Source organism: Streptomyces sp. NPDC058880 (assembly GCF_042742535.1).
In the GTDB taxonomy this organism is placed as follows: domain Bacteria; phylum Actinomycetota; class Actinomycetes; order Streptomycetales; family Streptomycetaceae; genus Streptomyces.
Map to the genome: position 1 here is coordinate 32,480 of NZ_JBHYMC010000006.1, position 20,472 is coordinate 52,951.

18 protein-coding genes are annotated in these 20,472 nt (G+C 73.3%); 4 read left to right on the top strand and 14 right to left on the bottom strand.

Features of this window, described 5'->3' with window-relative positions; genetic code table 11:
- Nucleotides 1–158: 158 nt before the first annotated feature.
- The gene (locus ACFW2G_RS05570) at nt 159–374 is read left to right on the top strand and encodes a hypothetical protein (RefSeq protein WP_384581460.1); all 216 of its coding nucleotides are present in this window, start codon (nt 159–161) and stop codon (nt 372–374) included.
- 163 nt (nt 375–537) lie between these two features.
- Here ACFW2G_RS05570 and ACFW2G_RS05575 read toward each other — a convergent pair whose 3' ends face one another.
- Nucleotides 538–777 carry a chaplin gene (locus ACFW2G_RS05575; RefSeq protein ID WP_384581458.1) on the bottom strand — a complete coding sequence of 80 codons (240 nt, stop codon included), beginning with the start codon at nt 775–777 and terminating at the stop codon, nt 538–540.
- Between the two features lie 658 nt (nt 778–1,435).
- Between ACFW2G_RS05575 and ACFW2G_RS05580 the strand changes: the two genes are divergently transcribed.
- Nucleotides 1,436–1,918, top strand: coding sequence for a peroxiredoxin (locus tag ACFW2G_RS05580; RefSeq protein ID WP_037916650.1), 483 nt, complete (start codon nt 1,436–1,438; stop codon nt 1,916–1,918).
- A 411-nt stretch (nt 1,919–2,329) separates the two neighbouring features.
- A complete protein-coding gene (locus tag ACFW2G_RS05585) occupies nt 2,330–2,905 on the top strand; it encodes a GNAT family N-acetyltransferase (RefSeq protein WP_384445055.1) in 576 nt (191 codons plus the stop codon).
- Here ACFW2G_RS05585 and ACFW2G_RS05590 read toward each other — a convergent pair.
- From ACFW2G_RS05590 to ACFW2G_RS05605, 4 genes are all read right to left on the bottom strand, one after another.
- Nucleotides 2,881–3,633 carry a nucleoside 2-deoxyribosyltransferase domain-containing protein gene (locus ACFW2G_RS05590; protein WP_384445053.1) on the bottom strand — a complete coding sequence of 251 codons (753 nt, stop codon included), beginning with the start codon at nt 3,631–3,633 and terminating at the stop codon, nt 2,881–2,883. The genes ACFW2G_RS05585 and ACFW2G_RS05590 overlap by 25 nt on opposite strands.
- On the bottom strand, nt 3,623–4,369 hold the full coding sequence (locus tag ACFW2G_RS05595) for an alpha/beta fold hydrolase (RefSeq protein ID WP_384581456.1): 747 nt from the start codon (nt 4,367–4,369) through the stop codon (nt 3,623–3,625). Before ACFW2G_RS05595 ends, ACFW2G_RS05590 begins: the two co-directional genes overlap by 11 nt.
- 116 nt (nt 4,370–4,485) lie before the next feature.
- The gene (locus ACFW2G_RS05600; protein WP_384581454.1) at nt 4,486–5,544 is read right to left on the bottom strand and encodes a macrolide 2'-phosphotransferase; all 1,059 of its coding nucleotides are present in this window, start codon (nt 5,542–5,544) and stop codon (nt 4,486–4,488) included.
- The gene (locus ACFW2G_RS05605; protein WP_384581452.1) at nt 5,541–7,046 is read right to left on the bottom strand and encodes an AMP-binding protein; all 1,506 of its coding nucleotides are present in this window, start codon (nt 7,044–7,046) and stop codon (nt 5,541–5,543) included. Before ACFW2G_RS05605 ends, ACFW2G_RS05600 begins: the two co-directional genes overlap by 4 nt.
- A 64-nt stretch (nt 7,047–7,110) precedes the next feature.
- Here ACFW2G_RS05605 and ACFW2G_RS05610 point away from each other — a divergent pair, with 64 nt between their 5' ends.
- The gene (locus ACFW2G_RS05610) at nt 7,111–8,700 is read left to right on the top strand and encodes a CocE/NonD family hydrolase (RefSeq protein ID WP_384581450.1); all 1,590 of its coding nucleotides are present in this window, start codon (nt 7,111–7,113) and stop codon (nt 8,698–8,700) included.
- Here ACFW2G_RS05610 and ACFW2G_RS05615 read toward each other — a convergent pair.
- From ACFW2G_RS05615 to ACFW2G_RS05655, 9 genes are all read right to left on the bottom strand, one after another.
- Entirely contained in the window at nt 8,665–9,744 is a 1,080-nt protein-coding gene (locus tag ACFW2G_RS05615; protein ID WP_037916665.1) for a glycosyltransferase family 2 protein, read from the bottom strand. The genes ACFW2G_RS05610 and ACFW2G_RS05615 overlap by 36 nt on opposite strands.
- Before the next feature lie 57 nt (nt 9,745–9,801).
- A complete protein-coding gene (locus ACFW2G_RS05620) occupies nt 9,802–11,034 on the bottom strand; it encodes an acetyl-CoA carboxylase biotin carboxylase subunit family protein (protein ID WP_384581448.1) in 1,233 nt (410 codons plus the stop codon).
- Nucleotides 11,027–11,731 (bottom strand): PIG-L deacetylase family protein, encoded by a 705-nt coding sequence (locus ACFW2G_RS05625; RefSeq protein WP_384445041.1) that lies wholly within the window; start codon nt 11,729–11,731, stop codon nt 11,027–11,029. The genes ACFW2G_RS05620 and ACFW2G_RS05625 overlap by 8 nt, the downstream gene beginning before the upstream one ends.
- Entirely contained in the window at nt 11,728–13,755 is a 2,028-nt protein-coding gene (locus ACFW2G_RS05630) for an NAD-dependent epimerase/dehydratase family protein (RefSeq protein WP_384581446.1), read from the bottom strand. The genes ACFW2G_RS05625 and ACFW2G_RS05630 overlap by 4 nt, the downstream gene beginning before the upstream one ends.
- 68 nt (nt 13,756–13,823) lie before the next feature.
- The gene (locus ACFW2G_RS05635) at nt 13,824–14,573 is read right to left on the bottom strand and encodes a hypothetical protein (RefSeq protein ID WP_384581444.1); all 750 of its coding nucleotides are present in this window, start codon (nt 14,571–14,573) and stop codon (nt 13,824–13,826) included.
- Between the two features lie 7 nt (nt 14,574–14,580).
- The gene (gene vioC, locus ACFW2G_RS05640; RefSeq protein ID WP_384445035.1) at nt 14,581–15,615 is read right to left on the bottom strand and encodes an arginine beta-hydroxylase, Fe(II)/alpha-ketoglutarate-dependent; all 1,035 of its coding nucleotides are present in this window, start codon (nt 15,613–15,615) and stop codon (nt 14,581–14,583) included.
- Between the two features lie 126 nt (nt 15,616–15,741).
- On the bottom strand, nt 15,742–17,568 hold the full coding sequence (locus ACFW2G_RS05645) for an amino acid adenylation domain-containing protein (protein WP_384581442.1): 1,827 nt from the start codon (nt 17,566–17,568) through the stop codon (nt 15,742–15,744).
- A gap of 5 nt (nt 17,569–17,573) precedes the next feature.
- Nucleotides 17,574–18,734 (bottom strand): capreomycidine synthase, encoded by a 1,161-nt coding sequence (gene vioD, locus ACFW2G_RS05650; protein ID WP_384581440.1) that lies wholly within the window; start codon nt 18,732–18,734, stop codon nt 17,574–17,576.
- Nucleotides 18,735–18,754: 20 nt separating this feature from the next.
- The gene (locus tag ACFW2G_RS05655; RefSeq protein ID WP_384445029.1) at nt 18,755–20,146 is read right to left on the bottom strand and encodes a KamA family radical SAM protein; all 1,392 of its coding nucleotides are present in this window, start codon (nt 20,144–20,146) and stop codon (nt 18,755–18,757) included.
- Between the last annotated feature and the right edge of the window lie 326 nt (nt 20,147–20,472).

Here is a 20,472-nt window from a genome sequence, read left to right on the forward strand (position 1 = left end):
CGCCGGGCCGGGCCCGCCCCCCACTGAGCACAGGGCGGCCGGGTGCTTCCGGAGGGTCTCGAAGCCGCTGTTCCGCTGCCGTGCGCTGTCGCCGAGGAACGCGTGTTGATCGTCTCCGAGTCGGTGACCGACGCGGTCCTGCACGCGCAGGGTCCTCCGTGCTCCCGGCCCCGGTCGCGGCCGGGAAGGCGGGCATCGCCCTCGGCGACGGCTCCCACGACGTCTCAGGTCGGCGTTCGGACGCCGGGAAGCGGCGGCTCGGGCCCGGCGGCCACATGCTGAAGATCATCCGTACGCTCGGCGCGGACCTCTTCGGCAGCCGCGCGGGCAGCGGCAAGCGGGTGGTCGCCGTCCTCACCTGGTGGGCCGAATGAAGGGTCGGGGCGCTGCGGGTGGCTGTGCCGACAGCCACCCGCAGCCGACCCGCCCGGCAGCGGATGCGGCGTGGCACAGAGGCCGTGCCGGGACCCGCGCCGGCTCGGGTCACCGGTCCGTGCCTCCCCGTCGTGACGGCGCCGGACCGGAGTCGGAGCGGTGTCAGGCGTTGACGCAGGTGTCGCCGAATGCCGGGTTCAGCAGACCGACGAGGCTGACGGTGTTGCCGCAGGCGTTGACCGGGATGTGGATCGGCACCTGAACGAGGTTGCCCGAGCCGACGCCGGGCGAGTTCGCGGCCACCCCCTGCGCACCCGCATCGGCGGAAGCCACCGACGCCCCCGCCACCACGAACGCACCGGCCGCCAGGGCAACGGCCAGACCTTGTCGCACATCAGCCATGTTCTCGTACCTCCCGTGAGGGTGTACGGCCGCGGGGAGGTCCCGCGCGGCCGGTGAGGAAGCCTCGTGAACACCTCGGGACCCCTCACGCCCGGTCTTCGCCGCCGCTTCCCTGCCGGCTTGGCCGCCCGCTCCGGCTTCCCTCGAACGGATGAGCCGCGGTCGGTGCGTGACGCGGAGGTCTCCCATCCGCAGGCCCGTCGGCTACGAAGAACGGGCGACACACGCACAGGTTCCGCAAGCCGGACCGTCCTCGGGGGCGGTCCGGCCCCGCACCAGCGACGACACAAGGACCGGCATGCGATGGACGCCCCGCCCTCCGACGGCCGCCCCGGCCGCCGCTTCAGCCGACGCCTTGCACCGGCCACCCCTACGACCGCGCCCGCAACGACCTCAGGGAGGCGATGCAGAAGATTGCCCACGGCGATAAACGGCCTTCTCCGCCCTCTACGACGCCCTCCCGCCGCTGGTGTCGGGGATCCTGGTCACGGTCGTACGTGACCGGACCCGGTCCGAGGAGGTCGCTCAGGAAGTCGTGATCGACCTGTGGTGGCAGGCCGCCCGCCACCGGCCCGAGTCCGGCGCCCGCACTGTCCACGGTCGTACTCCCACGAGCAGCCCGGTTGCCCCTCCGACCAAGGAATCGAGGTACCACCCCATGGCCCACACCCCGAAAATCGGGGACACTGTCGCCGACTTCCGCCTGCCCGGCGGACACCTGGACGGCGAAATCTTCCACCGCCGCGACTACACCCTGTGCGAACAGCGCGGCAAGCCCCTGGTCCTCGCCTTCTACCCCGGTGACGACACCCCGGTGTGCACTGCCCAGCTGTGTTCCTACTCCGACGGCCTGGCTGAGCTCCAGTCCGCCGGCGCCACGGTGTGGGGCATCAGCCCCCAAGAACTGGACAGCCACGAGCGGTTCGCGCGCAACCGGGGTCTGCGCATGCCCCTGCTGTCCGACCGGGGGCGGGCGGTGGCGAGGTCCTTCGGGATTACCGCACCCCTGATCGGGCTGCGCCGGGCGGTGTTCATCCTCACCGGCACCGGTCGGCTGCACTGGAAACACGTCACCGCCTTGGGCGCCACCTACCCCCCCGCCGCCACCCTGACCGCACAGCTCGCCGAGCTCACCGCCTGAACACGCCGCCGACTCCCGCGGCAGGGCGTGGCGCCGACGGAGCACTCTCCGGCCGACGCCCACCTGCCCGGCGTCGCTCGCGATGCGCGCGACCGGGAGCCGCCCCGCGAGGCCACCGGTGATGTGACCCACGCGGTTGACCGACGTGGAGGCGATCACGCGTTTGAAGTCCGTCCGGGCGAGGGCGACCGGCGGGGCCGGGCCACGTCCTCCGCCACCGCCGTCCGTCACTGCTGAGAGAGGGCCGGCACGTCCCCGTCCGCCCGCGCCGCCGGACCGCCGACCCCTGCGGCGCAGGCGTCCGCCGCGGACGTCCGCCTCGTACTGCGCGTCAACCAGTGCGGCGTATGAGCCCGGCCTATTCGGCTGAAACCCGCCCATACTGGGTCAGTGCGGCCCTAGTCTCGTGCCATGACCACGATCAATGACACGACGTACGAGTACCGCATCGCCCGCCCCGAGGACACCGAGGCCATCGAGGCCATCGACGGGTCGTTCACCACCAGCACGGTCTTCGAAGTGGCCGTCACCGGCGACGGCTTCGCCCTCCGCGAGGTTCCCGTGGATCCGCCGCTGGTCAAGGTGTTCCCCGAGGATGACGGAGGAGACGAGGGGGACGGCGCGGAGACGGACGCCGAGGGCGACGACAGCCGCACCTTCGTGGCCGTCGACCCGGCCGGGGCACTCGTCGGCTTCGCCGCCGTCTCCTACTCCCCGTGGAACCGGCGGCTGACCATCGAGGACATCGAGATCGCTGCCGACCATCGGGGCCGGGGTGTCGGCCGCACCCTGATGGGACACGTGCTGGACTTCGCCCGGGAGCGGGGCGCCGGGCACGTCTGGCTGGAGGTGACCAACGTCAACGCCCCAGCCATCCATGCCTACCGGCGGATGGGCTTCTCCCTCTGCGGCTTGGACACCGCCCTGTACTTGGGCACCGAATCCGAGGGTGAGCAGGCGCTCTACATGAGCATGCCCTGTCCCTGAGCAGCCAGCAGGCGGACCACGGCGGGGCGGGAGCCGTCGGCGGGCGCGACGGTGGCGGTCAGCAGCCACGCGGGCCCGTCCGGCCCGGCCGTGGGTGTGTACCACTCCACGCGCGCGTCCAGCAGCCGGTCCCCGGCCTCGCGGCGTGCGGCGTACCACGTCCGGAACGGCCTGGTCCGCCACACCGTCAGCGGTACCGCCCGCTCGCCACCGCTGCGCGCGCAGCCCGGCCCGACCGCGCGCAGCGCGGCCTCGGCCGCACCCGCCGGCGTCCGCTCCACCGGCACCCCCAGGGCGTCGGCGAAGTGGAGCAGGTAGGCCATGCGTTCGGCCTCCGGCGGCGCACCGAGCACGGCGCGGCCCGAGTCGCACCACGAGCCCCACTTGATGTTGGACACCAGGCCGGGCAGCGTGGCCATGGCGCGGGGGATCCAGAACAGGATGACGTCGGACCGGCGCATGGCGTCCTCCTCCCATGCGATCTGGTCCCCGTACGCCGGGTAGCCGCCGCCGGGGACCGGTTCGGGCAGGAACACCACCAGGCGTCCGGCACCGGACCACGCGGATCGCAGCGCATCGACGGCGCCCGGCCGCCACGACGGTTCGGCGGGGTCGGCGGGGGTCGGGCCGCACAGGTACACGGCCGCGGCCCAGCAGTCCGGGGGCTCCTGGCCGACGTGGACGACCTCGATCTCCGAGGTGACGGGGGTGCGGGGGTCAAGGGGCATGGGACACTCCGGGGTCGGTCGGGGCCAGGGTGGTGAGGAACTCCAGCAGGACGCTGTTGAAGGCCTCGGGCCGTTCCAGGAACCCGAGGTGGCCGGTGTCCGGCAGCTCCGTGTACCGGGCTCCCGGAATCGCGGCGGCGACCTCCCGGCCCAGCGGGGCGGGTGCCAGGACGTCGTCGGCGAATCCCAGAACCAGCACGGGGACGCGGATCCGGCCGTAGTCGGCCAGCCGGTCGGCGATCGGCCGGCCCGGTCGCTTCGCGGGTGATGCGCCGGTCAGCGCCGCGAGTTCGAACAAGTCGAGCCATTCTGCGACCGCGTGCTCGTCGGCCAGCGTCCGGGGAGAGAGGTTCTGCACCAGGCTGACGAAGGCCTCGTACTCCGGCGGCGGGCGGTTTCCCGTTCCGGCGGACGCGGCCTCCGCGCGGGCCAGGGCCTCCGCCACCGGGTCGGGTCGGCCGCGGGTCGCCGTGAGCAGCGCCCCGGTCGCCAGATGCGGATCGGTCAGGAGCAGCTCCTGGACGGCGAGGGCGCCGAGGGAGTGACCGACCAGCGGGCAGGGCGGCAGATCGAGGGAGATCACCAGCTCCCGTGTCCGGGCGGCCAGTTCGGCCGCTCCGGCGACCGCCGTCGGCCCGTGGTCGAAGGTGACCACCTGTCGGCCCGCGGCGGTCAGCGCCGGCACCTGGTGGTGTTCCCAGATCCGTCCCGCGCCGCCCCCGCCCGCGACCAGCACGACCGGAAGGTCCCCCGTTCCGTGGCGGGTGTACGCCGTCCCGCCGGGGGTGCGTCCCGTCCTATGCGCGGAACGCGCCGCGTCCTGGGTCGGCCGCGGGTTCGGCGCCGGGCCCCTCACGGCGCCATCCTGCGCAGGGCCGTCTCCACCCATGCGGGTCGGCCGGTGTCCAGGCCCCGCAGCGCCACGTGGACCCAGAGGAAGGAGGCCCGGGCCAGGATGTGCGCCCGCATGCCGTCGCGCACCTCGCCGCCCGCCGTCCGGTAGGCGTCCAGGAGCCGGTCCAGGACGGCGGGGCCGCCGGCGTACAGCATGTCGACGAAGTCGACGGCCGGATCGCCGACATCGGCATTGGCCCAGTCCAGCAGCCCCGACAGGGTGGGCGGGCCGGAGTCCGGGCGCGCCACCAGGGTGTGCCCGGGGTGTACGTCGCCGTGGACGAGGGCCAGTCGATCGGGCCACAGCCGGTCGTCGTCCAACCAGGTCCTCCAGCGCCGCAGCCCGGCCGAGGGGAGCGGGAGTTCGGCGCGGGCCCGGGCGAGCCGGTCCGCGATCCGGGTGCGCACGGTGCCGGGGTCCGCCTGGCCCCGGCTCGCGAGGACGGGGGAGCTGTCCAGCGCCGTCGTGTGGACCGCGACCAGGGCCCGGGCCAGGGGTTCCAGGTAGCGGCCGGGGTGGGACAGCGGGTCGATGGACCAGCGGTAGACCAGAGTGCGGGGATCCTCGGTGCCCGCCGCCTCGCCGGGCAGGCGGGGATAGGCGACCAGGTCCGGGCCGTGGAGGCACCAGTCGGGTACCGGTACGGGCGTCCGACCGCGCACCGCGGCCAAGGCCGCACCCTCGAAGGCCAGTTGCCGGGAGGCCTCGGACCGGCGCGGCTGGCGCAGGATCCACCAGGTGCCGTCGGCCGCGCGGACGTGCGTGACCCGGAAGTCCCAGCCGCTCTCGTCGGCGCGGGCGGTCGCGGGGTCGAGGGACACGCCCAGGCGGCGGGAGGCGTACGCGGCGAGCTCCGACCGGTCGGCGCGGGCACCGGAGTCCGCCACGTCAGGCGCGGTGGACCCGGGCAGGGCCCGTTCCGGCGCGGCTGCCGATCCGACAGGTCGCGCTGCCTCGGCGGGTGCGTCCGGCACGCCCCCGGATGCCGTCCCCGCGGCGCCGGTCGCGGCGTTCATCGCCCCTCCCCGGTCGCGGGCAGGTACCGGTCCCGGGTGGCGTTGCGGTCCACCTTGCCGGTGTGGGTGCGCTCCAGTTCCGCGACCGGTACCAGCAGGCTGGGCACCAGGTGCGGGGCCGCCGTGTCGGCCAGCCGGGCCCGGACGTCCGCCGCCACCTCGCGGGGGTCGTGGCCCGCGAGCGGCACGAAGAAGGCGGCCAGCGTGCTGTGTTCCGCCCGGTCGACCCGTGCGGCCGCCACCTCCCGGACCCCCTCGCAGCTTCCGACAACAGCCTCCACGTCGACCAGGTCCACCCGGTGGCCGCGGATCTTGACCTGGTGGTCGGAGCGGCCCTGGAACACCAGGGCACCCCCGGGCGCCACGGAGACCCGGTCCCCGGTGCGGTACCAGCGGGTTCCTCCGTCCTCGGTGAACCTGGCCGCCGTCGCCCCAGGGGCTGCGTGGTACCCGAGGGCCAGACCCGGCCCGGACACGTACAACTCGCCCGTGTCGTCGACGTATTGTCCGACGTGCGGCAAGGGCAGCCCGATGGGCAGGTCCCCGCCCGTCTCCGGCAGTGCGGGCGCGCCCGGCCCGGCTAGCTGCGCGGCGTGGGTGACCAGGGCCGTCTCGGTGGATCCGTAGGTGTTGAGCAGCCGCACGCCGTGGGCGTCGAGCCGCCCCCAGCGTGCCAGCATGTCGGCGCGCACCGCCTCCCCGCCGATCACGACCGTACGCAGGGACGGGGGCAGGCCGGCGCCCTGCGCCAGCAGGTCACCGGTCAAGCTGTACCAGAATCCGGTCGGCAGCACCGCGACGGTGACCTCCTGGTCCTCGGCTACCTGCGCGAAGCCCTCGCGCGCCGCGTCGTCGACGACGAGGGTGGCGCCGCCGGTCAGGGTGGGAAGGATCTCCTCCAGACTCGTGTCGCCGCCGGCGCCGTGGAAGTGCAGCACGGTGGCGTCCGGGCCGATGCCGTACAGCGCGCGCAGCGGCGGCACCACGGCGGCCAGGGCCCGGTGCGGCACCACGACCCCCTTGGGTCTGCCGGTGGAACCGGAGGTGAACAGCACGTACGCCGGATCCTCGGGGCGTACGCCGGAGCGGGGGAGCACGGGGGGCGTCGGCGGGGACGGCGCCCAGCGCGGGCGGATCAGCCGTGCGACGGACGGCTGCCAGCCGGCGTCGGCCGTTGCCACGGCCTCGCAGACCCCCAGCCGGGCCAGGAGGGAGTCCAGGAGGGCTCCGGGGTGACCGGCCTCCAGGGGCACGTAGGCGCGGCCCGCCGCGAGAACGCCCAGGAGGGCCGCCACGTCGCGGGCCGAATGGTGCACGACGACCCCGACCGGAGGTTGGGGCTGATCCGTCCGGGGAGCGACGGCGCCGGCCACCTCCAGCACCCAGGCGGCGAGGGTGCCGTAGCCGACGACGAGGCCGTTGTCGACCACGGCCGGTCGGGCCGGATCGGTACGTGCCGTCTCGAAGAACGGTTCCAGGAAATGGATTCCTGAGGGGTGCATTGTGAATTCCCTCGTCCTGATGGAATATGGGCGGGTGCGAATCATTGTGGAACACGATCTGAAAATGCCCATGCGTGACGGGACTTTATTGAGTGCCGATCTCTACCGTCCCGACGTCGAAGGACCTGTGCCGGTGCTCGTGCGCCGGACGCCCTACGGGAAATCGGGCAGCCCGGGCGGCGCCTCCGTCGACGGCCTGCGGCTGGTCCGCTCCGGATACGCCGTGCTGGTGCAGGACGTGCGCGGCCGGTTCGGCTCCGACGGCTCCTTCGAGCCGTACTGGCACGAGGCGGCGGACGGCGCGGACACCGTTGCCTGGGCGGTGGGGCAGCCCTGGTGCGACGGCTCGGCCGGCCTGTTCGGCCGCTCGTACGAGGCGATGGCCGCACTGCTCGCCGCGGCCGAACGCCCGCCCGGCCTGGGCGCGATCGCCCCGCACGTGGCCGGATCGGGATTCGACGAGGGCTGGACCCGGCAGGGCGGCGCCTTCCAGCTGGGCTTCGTCCTGTACTGGGTGCTCTACGACCTGCTGCTGGAGGGGGCCGGGCTGACCGGGGCCGATCTGGATGAGGTGGCCCGTGCCGTCGACCGGATCGACGAGCTCTACCGGGACCCGGACGCCGCCGCAGGCCTGCTGGACCGGCTGGCCCCGTACTACCGCCAGTGGCGCGCGCACCCGGGCGGCCACCCGTACTGGCGGCGCGCCGCCCCGCGCGAGTCCTACGCGGCGGTCGACGTCCCGGTCCTCCACCTCACCGGCTGGTACGACATTTTCCTCGCCGGAGCCCTGGAGAATTACCGGGGAATTCGTGAATGCGGAATTCCGTCGCAGCTGGTGGTCGGGCCGTGGTCCCATTGCGTCACCGGCGGAATATTTCCGCAGCGCCGTTACGGACTGGCGGCCGATGAACGCAGTATTGATGTCACCGGTCTCCATCTGGACCATTTCGATCGGCATCTGCGACTGCGCCCCGACGTCCCGGCAGCCGACCCGGTGCGGCTGTTCGTCACCGGCGTCGATGCATGGCGCGTCTTCCCCGACTGGCCCGTTCCCGGAACCCGGGACCTCGTCCTGCACCTCCGCGGCCGAGGTTTGACGCCCGGCCCCGCCCCGGAGGCCCCCGGAACGGACCGCATCCGTCACGATCCGGCCGACCCGGTGCCCACCACCGGCGGCGCCACCGCGCTCCCTGGCCAGTTCACCGGCGGCGACTGCGGTCCGTTGGACCAGCGCGGAGTAGAAGGGCGCGCCGACGTGCTGTGCTTCACGGGCGAACGGCTCACGGCGCCACTGACCGTCATCGGCGACACCGTCCTGACGGTCTATGTGACCCCGGACGCGGCGGGGGCCGACGTGACCGGCAAGCTCGTCGACGTGCACCCCGACGGCCGGGCCGAGCTGTTGTGTGACAGCGTGCGCAGGCTGGCGCCGGAGGCGGATGCTGCATCCGCCCCCGGCGAGCCGGCCGAGGTCACCGTCGCGCTGGGTCCGGTCGGTCACGTGTTCCGCGCGGGCCACCGGATCCGTCTGGAGATCGCGGCGAGCAACGCGCCACGCTTCGACGTCCACCCGCGGGTCCTCGCCCACCACACCGTCCATCACGGCGGCGACCACCCTTCACGCCTGCTGCTGCCGTGCCTGCCCGGCGACTGACGGTCCGCCAGGGCCAGCGGCGTCCGGGTGGAAGACCGACAGGTCGGCCACCTTCTCGATCCGCCGGCCCGCCTCCCAGTGGGCCCGTCGCAGCCGTCGCAGCTGGGCGCTGCTCAGCCTGGTGCTGTGCTGCGGGATCGACCGCACCATGCGCGCCCGTTTCGCCGAGGCGGGGTAGCGGTCGCGCACCTGGTACGGGTCGTTGAGCAGGTGGTGGACGGTGCCCGTGTGGAAGGCCGCCTTCAGCAGCGCGTAGTAGGCCGCCGCACCCACACCCTTGTTGCGGGCGCAGTGCACCAGCGTCCGCGACGCCTCGAACAGTCGCCACACCACCGGCACTGCCGGCGTGGTGAACACGCCGGTCTCCTGGGCGATGCCCTCGCCGACGCCGTAGCGGAAGTAGCTGCGCATGTTGCCGAAGCCGTGCTGCGCGTCGTGGAAGATCCGCGCCTGAGGAAGGTAGACCACGGGGATGCCCGCCAGCTGGAGCCGGAAGTCGAACTCGCGGTCCTCACACCAGTGGATCAGCTCGTCGAAGTGGTAGCCGCCTATGTGCTCGACGATGTCGCGGTTGTAGATCAGCGGCGGGGACAGCGCGCTGATGTAGTCGCCCTCGTCGAACTCCCTGACACGGGCGGTGAGTCTGCTCAGTGTCCCGTCCGACTCCCCGTACACCACCTGCCCCTTGACCACCGGGTCGGTGAGCACCGCGCGGACCATGGCGCGGACCACCCCCGGGGCGAAGACGCAGTCGGAGTCCATCAGCAGCAGGTACTGCCGGTCGGTGGCGGCGGCCCCCGCGTTGTAGGCGGCGCCGAGGTTGCCGACGTCCTCGATCTCGGTCACGGTCAGCGGGCGGGGGTGCTCGGCGATCAGTTTCAGGACGGCGTTGCTCGGGCCGTTGAGCGCCAGGACGATCTCGACGTCCTCGTCGATCGAGGCGATGCAGTCGGCGATCCGCAGGTCGTCACGCAGGGCGATGATCACGCTGGTCCGGGCGATGCCCTTCTCGACCGCCGCCTCGTCCACCGGTTCGGTGGTCATCTCAGTTCTCCCTCGTCGAACTCGTGTGCGTATGGCGGGCCCGCTCCTCGGGCCCCGTCATGGAGAGCCGGCCTTAAAGCGCAGGGGCAAGGCCCGCAGGGCGCGCTCGGCGACGGCCTCGGCCTCCCCGGCGTGCGCCGCGTGGGCGATGACCCCGGCCAGTACGTCGGCGCCGCCGCGGTAGGGCGGCACCACGGTGCCGGGCTTCAGTTCGAGGCCCCAGAAGACGTCGTGCACCCCGGACCGGCGGGCGACGTCCCGCGGGTCGCCGACCCACTCGACCACGCCGCCGTCCGCCGGGACGAAACGCTGTACCGCGGCGTGGCTGTGTCGGGGCGTCAGCTCGCCCGGTTCCAGGGGCTGGCCCAGGGCCAGCCGGACGAGATTGGGCAGCGGGTCCACTCCGGTGGCCAGCCGCATCACCTCGGTGGCGATCCGGGCACCGGTCAGGCGGCAGGTGATCTCCAGAAGGATCACGCGGCCGTCGTGCGTGCGCAGGATGTCGGTGTTGATCACCGCCGGGTCCAGGCGGAGGGCGCGTGCCCCGCGCCGCACCACGTCCGTGACCTCCTCGATCTGCTCGGCGGTCAGCCGGCTGGGAAGGGTGTCGCCGCCCTCGAAGAAGTGCGGGGCGAACTCCTCCTTGCGCCCGTACTCCCGGTCGGCGAAACCGAAGCGGTGCAGCTCCCCGTCGACCATGAAGGCCGCGAGGGTGTGCTCCGTTCCTTCCAGGAACTCCTCCACCACGATCCGCCCGCCGGGGCTGAGCCGCAGCGCCTCTTCCGCCAGCCCCCGCACCTGCCCGGCGGTCTCCACCTTCAACACGCCCAGCGATCCGGTCTGGTCGCTGGGCTTGAGCACCGCCGGCAGGCCGATGTCCGCGACCGCCCGCTCCGCCTCGCCGACGCTTTCGGCGGTGGCGAACCGGGGCAGGTCCAGTCCGGCGGCGCGCAGGATCCGCAGCCTCCGGTCCTTGAGCGTGCAGTCCAAGGCCGTCTCCAGCGGCAGCCCCGGGCAGCCGAAGCGTCGGGCGAGGGTGCTGATCACCGGAGGGTTGTCCGCGCCCAGCGAGAACACCCCGTCGATCCGGTCGATCCCGGCCGCCGACAGCTCCGTGAGGACCGCCACCGCGTCGTTCGGGTCGCACACGAGCAGCACGTCGGCGGCCGCCCGCACCCGGTCGGTCGGGTGGCCGGTGACCACCACGAGCTCCCGCCGGGGCGAGCGCAGCTCGGTCAGGGAGCGGTCCATGCCCGTGCCGAGCCCGCAGACCAGGAGCCGGTCAGTCATGGCCGCCACCGGACACCGGCCCGGCGGGCGGGGCGCCCAGGCTCAGCACCTGGAACACCTCTGCGTGCCCGGAACCGGCCGAGACCGCGCCCCGGTAGCGGGCCAGACCGCGGATGCCCTCGTCCCACGCGGCGTGCCGCAGCTGGGAGACGTACGCTCGCATCGCCTCGACCTTGGTCTCGATCTGCCCGTCGATGTCCTCGGCGTACTGGAAGCGCGCCATCGGCGCCCACACCTCGTAGCCGAGCACCAGCCGGGGGGCCGGCATCGCCCTGCCGCCCGTCTCCTGGAAGAAGTCCGACTGCGCCATCCACAGCGCCTCGGTGGTCAGCTGGTGCACCATGCGGTGCTCGACGTCGTCGTCGTTGTCGTGCGGCAGGTACACCACCTGGGGCCGCACCTCGCGCATGACCCGGACCAGGTCCATGTGCACCCGGCGAGAGAGGACGAAGTCCCGCGAGGGCTCCTCGAAGCGCACGCAGCGGTGCACCCCCAGGGCCTTCGCGGCGTTCTCGGTCTCGGCGGCGAACTCGGCGTCGCTGACCGCGTCGTCGAGGGCGCTGCGCTCGCGGCCGATGACGATGACCACCGTCACCCGGGCCCCGTCGCGCACGTGCTTGGCGATGGAGCCGCCGCAGCCGATGACGTCGTCGTCGGGGTGCGGCGCCACCACCAGGACGTCGGTGATGCCGCTCATGCGCCGGCCTCCGGCGCTTCCCCGGCCCAGCGGGCCCACTGCCCGGTCAGCGCGGCACCCTCGGCGAACGGCACGCGCGCCGTGTGGCCCAGGATCCGGCGGGCCTTGTCGTAGCCGGCGCGGGCCGTCGCCCGGTACAGCTCCAACTCCCAGTCGGCGACCGGCTCCCCGGCAGCCCCGCCCGCGGTGTCCAGCGGGCCGCGCAGCGCACGGATCCCGTCGAAGAAGGTGCCCCAATGCAGTTCCTCGGGGTGGCCCACGAGGAACCGCTCGCCCGCGGCGGCCCCGGTGTCCGCGGCCAGGAGCACCGCGTCGGCCAGGTCGTCCACGTACACGGCGTTGCACACGCCGCCGTCGGGGCCCGCCGGAAGCTGCGCGAAGTCGCCCGCCGGACGCCGGAGCTGGGCGGTGGTCCACTGGCCGCCCCAGGGGCCGTACACCACGCCCGGCTGGAGGACGACCGTCTCCAGGCCGTCGCCGTGTGCCTCCAGGACCAGCTGCTCGGCGGCCAGCTTCTGCTGCTCGTACTCGCGGTCGGCGGGGTCGGCCGGTCGGGCGGGCGAGTCCTCGGTGAGGGCGCCGGTGACGGCCGGGTCGTAGACGTCGACGGTGCTCAGGTGCACCACGCGGCGGACGCCGGCGGCGCGAGCCGCGGCCAGGACGTGTGCGGTGCCCTCCACGGAGGCGGCCCAGCGGCCGGCCTCGTCACCGGCGCTGCCGAAGGCGCAGTGCACGACGGTGTCGCAGCCCTCGAAGGCCGCGCGCAGCGTCTCGGGGTCCAGCAGGTCGCCCTGGCGGAACTCCAGCCTGTCCTGCGGCAGGACGGACAGCCGAGCGGCCCGGCCGAAGCCGCGCACCACCGGCCGGACCCGGGCCTCGGTGCCGAGGATCAGCCGTTCGACGATCCGGCCCCCGATGAACCCGCTCGCGCCGGTCACCGCCACGGTGCGGCCGGCCAGGACGGGCCCCGCCGGGGCCGCGCCGTCCCGTACGGTCCACGGCTGCGCGGCCCGCTGGTGGCCGGGGCTGCCGTAGCACTCCTGGATCAGCTCGACGACGCGGACGCCGTCCTGCGGCGTGGAGTGGGCGGCGGCGGTGCCGCGCACCGCGGCGGCGAAGTTGCCCAGCTGTTCGGTGAAGAGCAGCTCCCACTCGCCCTGCGCGGGGGCGACGGCGTCCACGTCGCCCCGGTGCAGCTCCACCCCGTCCGCGGTGATCAGCGTGCACTCGCCGGCCGGGAAGTCGGTGCCGATGGTCACGGTCGCCCGGGTGCCGGTGACCTTGCAGCTGATGCCGAGGTCACGCAGGCGGCTGAACGCGCAGTGCACGTCGGCAGTGCCGAAGCGCAGGTGGGCGGAGGAGTCGGTCTCCACCCCGCCGAGGGAGTTGTCCTCGTAGCGGACCACGTCCACCTCGGGACCGAGCCACCACAGCAGGGTGTCGAAGACGTGCGAGGCGGTGTCGGTGAGCACGCCGCCGCCCGCGAGGCGCCGGTCGAACATCGACCAGGAGACCGGCTCGTGGGCGTAGGGGTGGCCCTCCGACCAGTCGACCCGCACCACGTCGCCGAGCTCGCCTCCGTCGATGAGCCGCTTGACCCAGGCGTACGCCGGGAACAGCCGACGCGGGTGGGCCATGGCGAGCACCGGGGCGCCCTCGGCCGCTGCGGTGGCGGCCAGCGCCTTCGCGTCCTCCACCGAGGTGGTCATCGGCTTCTCCAGCAGGACGTGCTTGCCGGCCGCCAGCAGCGCCTGGACGATCGGCGCGTGCAGCGTGTGCGGCGCCACGACGACCGCCGCGTCGAAGGCGTCGGCGGCTCCGGCCGGGTCGGTCGCGAGCACCACCCGGTCGGCGTCGGTGCCGCCGAGCTCCCGGTACAGGGCGAGGGCGTCCTCGGCCTGGCGCGGGTCGCGGTCGATGAGCGCGGTCAGCTGTACGTCGCCCTTGAGCGCGGGCAGGGCGGGCAGGTGGCAGCCGCGGGCGGCGGCGCCGCACCCGACGATGGCGAGGCGTACGGGAGGCATGGTTCTCTCCAGGGTTCGTCGGAATTCGGGGGTGGGGTGGGGCGGCCGGGCGCGCGGCCCGGAGCCGGTCACGGCGTGCCGGGCCCGGCGGGGTGGTGCACCCACACGTTCGGTTCCGTGTAGGTGCCGTGCCCGTCCGCGGCGACCCGCAGCGGTACGAGGGCTCCGGGCAAGGGGTGCTCGCCCGGTCCGGGCAGCGGGTGCCCGAGGAACTCCGCCCAGCGGGAAATAGGCTGACGGATCACCAGGGAGGCTCCTGCGATGCCGAGTTGGCGGGCTCCCAACTCCAGGTGGGTGCGCAGCCAGGGGTCGAAGCAGCGCCCGTCGGGCCGCCGCCAGGCCGCGTACTCGTCGATCGGGATCAGCGGGTAGAGCGGCTTGCGGGTGGGCCTGACCGGGATGATCACCCCGCGCGGGGCGTGCCGGGCGGCTCGCCGCCGGACCTCGGTGAGCAGCCGTTCGGCGTGGCCGGCCGCCCGGTGCGCGGGGTCCACGGAGACCGACAGCATGCACACGGCGTCCGGGCGGTCCGGCGGGGCCCGGTCCACCCCCCGCACCAGGACCTCGTCGCTGCCGGACGGCAGCGACGAGGGCGTGCCGTCCCAGTGGACCGGTAGGCCGTTGGCGGCCGCGACCAGGCGCCCGCCATCGTCCACCAGGCACAGCTGGTGCGCGGCGTAGCGGTCGTACATGCCGTGCCAGCGCCAATTGCCGGGGGACTCCCAGCTCATGAACGCGGGCATGTTGCTGGCGATCAGGGCGTCGACCTCGGGCAGCAGCCACGGATCGCGGGACAGGTCGGTGAGCGTGAGGGCCACCGGCGCGTCAGCCCAGGAGCCGGGTGGCGGCCGTGGCCCGCATCTCGCGGGAGCGGCGCAGGTCCGTCGTCACGCAGACCCGCTTCAGCCAGCGGTCGGTGCCGTCGTAGCGGGCCTGGAACGGCAGCCGGCCGTGCACGGCCCGGTGGTTGTCGATGAAGAGCACGTCGCCCTGGTCCGCGACCACTTCCCGCATCCCGGCGTCGACCACCTTGAACAGTGCGTCGTACGCCCGCCGGGCCTCGGTGTCGTCCTCGGGTACGGAGGTGAAGTACGGGTCGAGGCGCATGTACGGGTCCAGCCGAGAGCCGTAGAGCAGCGGGCCGAGCGGCCGCTCGTCGATCATGCGCTGAATGGTGGTGAACCGGGCCGCCTCCTCCTCGGAGGCGATCGTGTTGTTCTTCGGCAGGTGCGACTCGTCGGGCGCGATGTAGAACCGCGGCTCGAAGAGGATGTCGATGTCCTCGGCCGACAGGGAGGACAGGTCCAGCTCACCGACCGTGGTGGGCACGTGGTCGGGGTTGCGCAGCGCGCCGAGGATCAGGTAGTCGCTGCGGTAGGGGTGGAAGGCGTCCTCGGTGTGCCAGGTCAGCAGCTCCTTGCTGCCCATGCCGAGCTGGTCGTTCTCGTGCTGGCGGATCGGGAAGATGTCGTGCACGAGGTGCCCGTCCTGCTGTGTGGCCCAGCCGAAGGGCTCGCCGAGCAGCGCCGAGTACAGCATCAGCAGCAGCTCTTCGGGGAACTCCGGACCGGGCCGTCCGCGGCCCCGCCAGTGGTCGGGGGTGGGGCCGATGCGCAGCTGGTCGAAATCGTGACCGCGGATCACGGCGTGGCCGTGGCGGTCGGCCAGCTTGAAGTCGCGCAGGAAGTGCTGCACGCCTTCGGGCAGCCGGGCCGCGAGCCGCGGTAGGTCGCGCAGCAGCACGGAGTCGCCGAAGGACGGGTAGGACGACGCCAGTTCGAGGCCGAGTTCCGCGATGGAGGATGCCTCGTCGGCGGTCAGGGTGTAGCCGGGTGTGGACTGGTCGGTGAGGTTCGACATGCCAACTCTCGCTGAGTGGTCGGGGGATGGTTGCTGCTCGCGGGCGGCCGGAGCCGGGCCGCGGGCCCTCGGGTGGTACGGCTGCGCGGGACGGGGAGAGATGCCCTCCCGCCGGACAGGTGTTGGTCAGGGGTGGGCGACCGCGCGGCCGGCGAGCGCGTCGGCGAGGAGCCGGGGCGTCGGGGCCGTGAAGAGCGCGCTCGCCCTCAGCCCGGCGGCGGCGGGCTGGGACTCGCGCAGGCGCGCGAGCAGGCGCAGGGCGAGCAGGGACTGCCCGCCGTGGTCGAAGAAGTTGTCGTCGGGGCCGAGACCGGGGGCGTCCAGGACCTCGCGGAAGAGGGCCAGCACCCCGTTCAGCGGCTCCTGCGCGATCCCCGGGGCTTCCGCGGTCGACGCTGCCGCCGGCGTGCCGGAGGTGGCGGAAGCCGCGGCTGCCCACGTGGCCAACCGCCGCTTGTCGACCTTGCCGTGCGGGTTCTTCGGCAGGACGGACACCCGGTACAGCACCCGCGGCACCGCCCAGTCGGGCAGCTGTGCCTCCAGCGGGGCCACGAGGGCGTCCCGGTCGGCGCCCGTGAGCCGGACGGCCTCGCCGGGCAGCGGCGCCGCCGCCGGGTCGGCCGGCACGGTGAACGCCCACAGGACGGTGCCGGTCTCCGGGTCGGGGAAGACCACGGCCTGGCCGACGCAGCCGCCCTCGCACAGGGCGCGCTCCACACGGGCCGGCTCCAGCCGGTGACCGCGGATCTTGACCTGGTCGTCGACCCGGCCGAGGAAGACCAGTTGCCCGTCCGGGCCGATCCGGCCCAGGTCCCCCGTGCGGTACAAGCGGGCGCCGGGTCGGGCGGCGTACGGGTCGGGCACGAACCGGATGGCGGTGGCCTCCTCGTCGTCGAGGAAGCCGCGGGCCAGCAGCGGACCACCGATGTGGATCTCCCCGGTCCCGCCGTCCGGGACCGGGCGGCCGTTCTGCCGAATGCTGATCTCCACGTCCTGCAGGGCGGTGCCGAGCGGCACCTCCTCGGCGTCGGAGGGCAGCAGACCGGTGTAGAAGGTGGAGCTGACGGTGCATTCGGTCAGCCCGTAGACGTGGGCGAGGGCGGCGGGCTGGCGTGCCTGCCAGCGCCGGTAGGGGGCCGGGTCCATCCGCTCGCCGCCCACCACCACGGTGCGCAGCGTCTTCGGTGTGGCCGCGCCGTTCCCGTCCAGCCAGCGGGCGTACTCCAGCCAGTACTGGGTGGACAGTTCGACCACGGTGATCCGAGTCCGGGCCAGCGCGATGTGCAGCTCCTCGGCGTCCAGCGCCCGGGTGTCCTCGCGGCACACCACGGCCGCGCCCGCGGCGAACGCGGGGAACACCTCCTCGATCAGCACGTCGAAGCCCAGCGAGGCCACCTGGAGCCAGCGGTCGTGCGCGGTCAGTTCCAGCCGGCTCGCGACCGCCGCGGCGAAGCGGCGCAGCGCGTCCCGCTCGACCACCGTGCCCTTGGGCCGGCCGGTGGAGCCGGAGGTGAACAGTACGTACGCCACGTCGGATCCGCCGGCCCGGCGCACCGGGCGCTCGGGCTCTGTGGCCGCGTCATCGGCGGGGCCGTGCGGTACGTGGGCCCCTTCGGGCGCGTGCGCCCCGTCGCCCAGCCACACCGCGGCGGCGGTGCGGGCGACCAGTGCCGTGCGGGCGGCGGGTGGCAGCCGGTCGTCCAGGACGGTGAATCCGGCGCCCGCCTTGAGCGCGGCCAGCATGCCGAGCACCGTACGGGCGGGGTCGCCGAAGGCCAGGCCCACCAGCTCTCCCGGGCCCGCGCCGCGCTCCGCGAGGAAGCCGGCCCAGGCGTCGGTGAGCCGGTCCGCGCCCCGGTAGGTCAGTACCCGGTGCGGGGTCACGAGGGCGGGCCCGTCAGCGTGTTCGCGGACCGAGTGCTCCCACAGGTCGAGCACGTCGGGCTCGGTCACGGCGTTCACCGTCCGGCCCTCCGCGCCAGCAGGAATTCCGACAGCCCTGCGAGACCGGCCCGGAAGCCCTCCTCCGGGCCGCCGAAGCCGAGCCGGGCGCCGTGCGGCGCGCCGAAGGCGGTGCCGGGTACCAGCAGGGTGCGGTGGCGGGCCAGCAGTTCCAGACAGAACCGTTCCACCGCCTCCGGTCCGGCCTCGGTCTCCTCCAGCTCCCGGAAGACGGGCAGGGCGCACACGCCGCCCTCCGGCGGGGTCCAGCGGACCAGTTCCTCGTGCCCGGCCATCCACTCCGTCAGGTGCGCGAGGTTGCGCCGGGCCTCGGCCGCCCGGCGGCCGATGAGCTCGTCGGCGTGCCGCATGGCACGCTCGGCGACCAGCTCGACCAAGGGGGAGAGGAAGAGCGTGGTCCGGTCGCGCAGCGGGAAGGTGGCGGTGATCAGCTCCTTCGGCGCGACGGCCCAGCCCACCCGCAGACCGGGCAGGCCGAAGGTCTTGGAGAAGGTGCCGTAGGACACCGTGTCGCCGCCCTCCGCACCGGGGTCCGCCAGCACCTCCCAGCGGTGGGCGATCTCGGCGGTGGCGGCGTCCCACACGAGCACGGCGCCGGTGGCCGCGGTGCGCTCCGTCAGCGCCTTGAGGCCCTGCGGGGACAGCGTGACGCCGCTGGGGTTGTGCGGGAAGTTGACGATCACCGCGGAGGTGCCGGGGGTGACCAGGTCGTCCAGCACTTCCGGGTCGATCTCGCCGTCGCGCACGGCCCGCGCCGGCAGTTCGAGGACGTCGCAGCCGCCCGCCCGCGGGTAGTGGCCCAGGGAGTGATAGATGCCCTGCTGGACGACGACCCGGTCGCCCGGGTGCAGCAGGGCGCTCAGCGTCAGCGCGATGGCCTCGCTGGACCCGTGCGTGACGAGGACCCGGTCGGCGTCGCCGCCGGCATAGCGGTCGGCGATGGCCTGGCGGATGCCGGCGCCGCCCTGCGAGACGCTGTCGTCCATGACGATGTCGTCGAGGTCGGCGGCCGGGATGCGGCACAGGTCGCGTATCTCGGCGAAGGTGTACGGGTGGACGCCGCTGGAGCTGATGTCGTGGATGTCCGGGCCGAGGTGCCGGCGGTACCACTCCTCCAGCACCGGAGGGTCTTCACGCCGTGGACGGAGACTGCTCATGCTGTGCAACTGTCCCTTCTCTACCCCTGACGGGCTTCCCGCCACCAGCGCTGCCCGGAGAGCGGGAGCGTGTCGATGGGGTCGTAGTAGTGGTAGGAGCCGCTGTGGGCGTCCGGGTCCGCCGCTTCCAGCGGGGTGAGGTAGCTCTTGCTCCAGTGCGACACCCCGAGCTCGCGGTCGTACGAGTCGGCCTGGTCCACCCACCGCTTGCCGGCCATCGGTACGTCGCAGACGATCCGCGGGGTGGAGAACCCCGGCAGGTAGCCCAGGATCTGATGTTGGATCAGCTGGGCGCGGTGCAGCGGTACCCGCCAGTGCTCGGCGTTCGGGATCATGTCGCACATGTAGAAGTAGTAGGGAGTGATGCCTGCGTGGTCGATGAGCGCGAAGCAGAGGTCGAGCAGGTCGTGCGCGTTGTCGTTGATCCCGCGCATCAGTACGCCCTGGTTGCGTACGTCGTGCAGACCGGCGCCCAGGAGGGCCCAGGAGGCCCGGGCCACTGCGGGCGTCACTTGCTGCGCGGCGTTGGCGTGGGTGTGCAGCGCGACGCGCACGCCGCGCGAGCGGGCCTTGCGGGCGATGCGTTCGACGCCCTGGAGCACGGGCGCGGAGTTCCAGTGCTGGGGCAGTCCGATCAGCCCCTTGCTGGCGAGGCGGATGTCGCGGACCGACTCGATGTCCAACAGTCCGTCCACGAAGCGCTCCAGCCGCGGCCAGGGCATGTTGGCCAGGTCGCCGCCGGACACCACCACGTCCCGGATGCCGGGGGAGGAGCGCAGGTGCTCCAGGATCCGCTCGGCCCGGTCGACGGGCTTGAGTTGGAGCCTGTTCTTGGTGACCTGGGGGGTGGAGTTGCCCACCAGGTCCATGCGGGTGCAGTGTCCGCAGTACTGCGGGCAGGTCGAGAGCAACTCGGCCAGCACCTTGGTGGGGTAGCGGTGGGTCAGTCCCTCCACCACCCACATGTCCTGCTCGTGCAGCGAGTCCCGGCTGGCCATCGGGTGCGAGGGCCACTGCGGGTGCCGGTCGGAGAACACCGGCAGCATGTAGCGGCGTACCGGGTCGTCGTAGAAGGCCTTGGTCAGCTCACCCGGGCGGGCCGCCGCGGCCTCCGGGGCGATGGTGTTGACCATCTGCGGCGGTAGCAGCACCGACATGGTGGCGCGGTGCAGCCTGTCCCGTTCCCAGTCCTCGTAGAACGTCTCGTCGAGCAGGTCGCCGACGACCGCGCGCAGTCCCTTCGCGTCCTTGACGCAGTGGGCGCGCTGCCACTGCGGGTCCGCCCACTCCGCCTCGGTGACCTCGCGCCATCCGGGGAAGCGCCGCCAGTCCGGTTCCACGAGCCGACTGCTCCGGTACTCGTAGACGTCCTGGAGTGCTGCCGGTTCCGTCTGGCCGCGTGCTGTGTCCACCACCCGCCACCCATTCCCGTCGGTTTCGGCCGTATCGCCTGACAGCAACCGATCTTGCAGAGCCCCGGCGTTGTACACGAGGGGCGGTTGTACGGGGCACTCGGGCCGAGTGCCCCTGTACAAAAGACCGCCGAAGGCGGATGGTTGTGCGGGCAACGAACGGGCGGGCACCCGCGCGGCGCGGCGTTCCGGGGCGGGAAGGGGAACGTCCGGGAAACGCTTGCGAACGGACGATACGGCGGTCTCGATCCGAGGAGTCTCATTCGGACGAACCGCCCTCCGCGTGGCCGGAAGCGTCGATTGCAGATTGATGGATATGTCAGTGG

Coding starts and splice junctions, on each gene's coding strand:
- ACFW2G_RS05575 (WP_384581458.1), bottom strand. CDS start 777: ATGGCTGATGTGCGACAAGGTCTGGCCGTTGCCCTGGCGGCCGGTGCG.
- ACFW2G_RS05580 (WP_037916650.1), top strand. CDS start 1,436: ATGGCCCACACCCCGAAAATCGGGGACACTGTCGCCGACTTCCGCCTG.
- ACFW2G_RS05585 (WP_384445055.1), top strand. CDS start 2,330: ATGACCACGATCAATGACACGACGTACGAGTACCGCATCGCCCGCCCC.
- ACFW2G_RS05590 (WP_384445053.1), bottom strand. CDS start 3,633: ATGCCCCTTGACCCCCGCACCCCCGTCACCTCGGAGATCGAGGTCGTC.
- ACFW2G_RS05600 (WP_384581454.1), bottom strand. CDS start 5,544: ATGAACGCCGCGACCGGCGCCGCGGGGACGGCATCCGGGGGCGTGCCG.
- ACFW2G_RS05605 (WP_384581452.1), bottom strand. CDS start 7,046: ATGCACCCCTCAGGAATCCATTTCCTGGAACCGTTCTTCGAGACGGCA.
- ACFW2G_RS05610 (WP_384581450.1), top strand. CDS start 7,111: ATGCCCATGCGTGACGGGACTTTATTGAGTGCCGATCTCTACCGTCCC.
- ACFW2G_RS05615 (WP_037916665.1), bottom strand. CDS start 9,744: ATGACCACCGAACCGGTGGACGAGGCGGCGGTCGAGAAGGGCATCGCC.
- ACFW2G_RS05620 (WP_384581448.1), bottom strand. CDS start 11,034: ATGACTGACCGGCTCCTGGTCTGCGGGCTCGGCACGGGCATGGACCGC.
- ACFW2G_RS05625 (WP_384445041.1), bottom strand. CDS start 11,731: ATGAGCGGCATCACCGACGTCCTGGTGGTGGCGCCGCACCCCGACGAC.
- ACFW2G_RS05630 (WP_384581446.1), bottom strand. CDS start 13,755: ATGCCTCCCGTACGCCTCGCCATCGTCGGGTGCGGCGCCGCCGCCCGC.
- vioC (WP_384445035.1), bottom strand. CDS start 15,615: ATGTCGAACCTCACCGACCAGTCCACACCCGGCTACACCCTGACCGCC.
- vioD (WP_384581440.1), bottom strand. CDS start 18,734: ATGAGCAGTCTCCGTCCACGGCGTGAAGACCCTCCGGTGCTGGAGGAG.